We start from the raw sequence: 3779 nt of genomic DNA, 5'->3' as shown, positions 1-3779 counted from the left end.
CGGCAAATCCGACCTCGACCATCGCCGCGCTTGCACTGCGGGCGGCGGAAACCATCAAGGCCCAGCTCAAGTCGTAGATCAATTTCAGTGCTTAACAATTTAGCCGGTGGGAGGCAGCGATGGTTGCGGGTCTACTCCAGATGCGGGGCAGTATTGCGCTCGATCAATTCTGGCCAACGGGGCGATCGGACGCGGACACCACCAAGATATTGCTCACGGTGTCACCCGACGCCATCGAATTCAGAAAGAACAGTTCGGCGCCGTTTCACCCGACGCATGTGTTCGACCATGCGATCGTGAAGGGCCGAACGAGAAAACTGGCGATCAAGAATGGGCAAGTGACAATCCGGTTGCAGGGAATCGACGCCACCGAATTGCACTATCAGCCAAGCCCGCTTTCACCCATCGAGAAGAAGGGCTTAAGTGCAGCTAAACTTAATGCTTACCATTTGGTGACGCATCCCTACCGGCAATTCCTGGGAGCAACGTCCACCAAAGCGCTGCGCGACTTTCTGGCTACGGCCGGACATCCCGCGCTGGATTGCCACGTCTTCACCCAGGTCGACGAACCTGGCGAAGCCTTCGATACCTACGGCAGGCTCGTCGGCGACATCGAGGTCACGATCGGAGGAAAACTCGTCAACATCAATCAATGGCTGGTGGAACACGGCTGGGCATTTCCGACGTTCTATTCATCGATGACCAACGATGAAATCAACACGCTGCTGGGCCTGGCCAGGACGGCTCGCGCCAACAAAAGCGCCGCCTGGAAATTGCTCAGCAAGTCGATTGGTCAGTTTAACTTCAACTTGCTTGAGCCCAAAAAAAACGACCTGACTGTGCTCGCGTCCGACAAAGGGCCGGTCATCCTGCCAAAACTCTATCGGCGCTACACCAACTGGTCGGCGCGCAACAAGGTCAAGGTAACCAACCAGACGTTCCAGAAATTTCTGGCGGCCGGATCCAACGGCAAGCCCGACGTATGTTTTGTGACGGCGGATTTTCTGGCCAACGGCGTTCATTCCGCCACCCACAGAACCTTTGATGAATTTGTCATCGCAGGAAAGACCATCAAGTTCGAACCGGACGGGTTGGTGTTCAGCGAAGCGCCGTCGGCGTTGATCGGCTCCGATGGCAAGCCGATTACGCGGTTCTAGGAGCCGCGGTGATATCGCGATCGTGATTTCGGGCGGCAGCAAAGTCAGTGGAGGTGTCGATGTCAAATCCAGCCGTGCGCAGTGGAATCGGTGGACTGCTGATCGTGTGCGCGTTGTCGATCACGGCATTGTGGACGCCAGCATCTGCGGCGTCCCTGTTCTATTTCAAGGGGCCAACAAAGGCGCCGAACGAGCGCGTATGCCTGAGCTTCGCAAGGGATCAGGCTGCGAGGCACAATCTTCAAAACATCAAGCACGACAATCTGGGCGTCGGTGGAACGCGAGATAATTTCTTCGCGGTCATGACCTGTGTGGGCAATGTGGTCGTTGTCATGGTGTCCGGCGACACCGGGACCAACGGCAGCCCGCTCGCGAAGGAACTCTTTGACGCGGTTCGGGGCGAAACTTGTATCGATACGTGTTGACTGCTGGTCATCGGGTCACGATCTCCTGGCCCTGCCGGCGCTCCTGGCGGCACCGGAGCCTCAGGCGGCAATGGCCTGACCGGCTGCATTCAGGCAGCAAACAAAACCCCGCAGCGCGCTGTATGAATGAGCGCTGCGGCGCTGGATGAACAAGGTGTCGACCTGCGACAGCGATGCGTCCAGCGTGTGGATGCGGATGTTTCCATTTTGCCCGTTACCCTCGACCACGGCGCGGGGCAGCAGCGTCACCCCCATGCCGGCGGCGACGCAGCCGATCATGCCGTCGAGCGTGCCCAATTCGAATCGCGCAGCCGACGGCCAGCCGAACTCCGAAAGCACCTGCTCCAGCCGCTGCCGGTAGGTGCAGCCGCTGCGGAACACCAGTGCGGTGGGTCCGGATTCCGGCGTGCCGGCGCGCAGGCTGGCAAGGCTCTCCCAGCGCCGCGCGGTGACGAGCACCAGTTCTTCCCTGAATGCCGTGGTGGCCGTGAGTTCGGCATGGTCGATCGGGCCGGCGACAAAGGCGCCGTCCAGCGCGCCGTCGAGCACCAGCGCAACCAGCTCCGCGGTCGGCGCGGTCCGCAGCGTCAACCGCACCGCCGGAAAGCGCCGATGAAATTCGGCGAGCAGCGAGGGCATGCGTACGGCCGCCGTCGTCTCCAGCGATCCGATCGCCAGCGGTCCTTTCGGCTCGCCATCGTCGCGCGCCGCCAGCACCGCCTCGCGCGACAGCGCGGCCATGCGCTGCGCATAAGGCAGCAGCCGGCGGCCGGCGCCGGTCAGCGTCATCCCGCGGCTGTGCCGCTCGAACAGGGCGGTGCCGATTTCGGCTTCCAGTGCCTTCACCCGCTGGGTGACGTTGGATTGCACGGTGTTGAGTTCATCGGCGGCGCGGGTGACGCCACCGAGGCGTGCGACGGTCGAAAAGGTCAGGAGATCCGTCAATTCCATGCACCGGCCCTCGTTTCATGATTGAGATGGCAGCGTTCTCTAGTATTCATTTTTCGAGAATGGTAGTCAGGCGTAATCTCGCTGTCCAGGGCAAGTGAGGGTTTTCGAGCGAAAGCCTGCCTCGGACGCGGGCGGCGCAATTCGTCGATTGTCTCGCAGGCCTGATCCGCACCCAATCCACCCCTCAGCGAACGAGCAGACCGATGTGGCCCGACCGCCGAATTATCGATCTCTTCAAGACCGAATTTCCCATCGTGCAGGCGCCGATGGCGGGGGTGATGGACGCGGACCTCGTCATCGCCGCCGCGCAGGGCGGCGCGCTGGGCTCGTTGCCGTGTGCGATGATCACGGCGGAAAAGGCCCGCGAGCAGATGGGCATCATTCGCCAGCGCGTTTCAGCGCCGGTCAACATGAACTTCTTCTGCCAAAAGCCTGTCGATGCCGACCCGAAGCGCGAAGCCGGATGGCGGCAGCGGCTTGTGCCCTATTACAGCGAGCTGGGCCTCGATCCGGCGGCGCTGGTCACCGCCGCCAGCCGGGCGCCGTTCGATGAGACGATGTGCGCGCTGGTCGAGGAGCTGAAGCCGGAAGTCGTCAGTTTCCATTTCGGCCTGCCGGACCAGGCGTTGCTCAGGCGCGTCAAGGCCGCCGGCTCGACCGTGATGTCGTCGGCGACCATCGTGAGGGAGGCGGTCTGGCTCGAGCAGAACGGCGCCGACGTCGTCATCGCGCAGGGCGCCGAGGCGGGCGGCCATCGCGGCATGTTTTTGACCGACAGCATTGCCGGGCAGCCCGGCACGTTCGCCCTGGTGCCGCAGGTGGTCGATGCGGTGAAAGTGCCGGTGATCGCGGCGGGCGGCATCGCCGACGGGCGCGGCATCGCGGCGGCGTTCGCGCTCGGCGCATCGGGCGTGCAGATCGGCAGCGCCTATCTGCGCTGCCCGGAATCGAAGGTGATTGCGCCTGCGCGCGTGGCATTGGCCGAGGCGCGGGACGATTCCACCGTCATCACCAATGTCATGACCGGCCGTCCAGCGCGCGGCGTCGTCAACCGGGTGATGCGCGAGGTCGGGCCGATTTCGCCGGATGCGCCCGCGTTTCCGCATGCCGCGACCGGCCTTGCGCCGCTCAAGGCGGCGGCCGAAAAGCTCGGCAGGGTCGATTTCACCAATCTTTGGGCCGGGCAGGCGGTGCGGCTCGGGCGCGAAATGCCTGCCGCCGAGCTGACCCGGGCGCTGGCCGGCGC

The 3779-nt window shown here is 63.2% G+C and carries 4 protein-coding genes; 3 read left to right on the top strand and 1 reads right to left on the bottom strand.

Annotation, left to right across the window (positions count from 1 at the left end; genetic code table 11):
- Positions 1-119 precede the first annotated feature (119 nt).
- Complete coding sequence (locus WCE35_RS20760; RefSeq protein WP_424595192.1) at positions 120-1157, top strand: thermonuclease family protein; 1038 nt, start codon at positions 120-122, stop codon at positions 1155-1157.
- Positions 1158-1216: 59 nt separating this feature from the next.
- Positions 1217-1582: a hypothetical protein gene (locus WCE35_RS20755; protein WP_424595191.1), complete on the top strand. Its 366-nt coding sequence runs from the start codon at positions 1217-1219 to the stop codon at positions 1580-1582.
- Between the two features lie 60 nt (positions 1583-1642).
- Here the strand turns inward: WCE35_RS20755 and WCE35_RS20750 are convergent, their stop codons facing one another.
- On the bottom strand, positions 1643-2533 hold the full coding sequence (locus tag WCE35_RS20750; RefSeq protein ID WP_424595190.1) for a LysR substrate-binding domain-containing protein: 891 nt from the start codon (positions 2531-2533) through the stop codon (positions 1643-1645).
- Positions 2534-2736: 203 nt separating this feature from the next.
- Here WCE35_RS20750 and WCE35_RS20745 point away from each other — a divergent pair.
- A partial coding sequence (locus WCE35_RS20745; RefSeq protein WP_424595189.1) for an NAD(P)H-dependent flavin oxidoreductase occupies positions 2737-3779 on the top strand: 1043 nt, incomplete at its 3' end.

The sequence above is a fragment of the Bradyrhizobium sp. genome (genome assembly GCF_049691595.1).
Taxonomy (GTDB): Bacteria; Pseudomonadota; Alphaproteobacteria; order Rhizobiales; family Xanthobacteraceae; genus Bradyrhizobium.
This window is presented reverse-complemented; position numbering and strand designations above follow the sequence as displayed.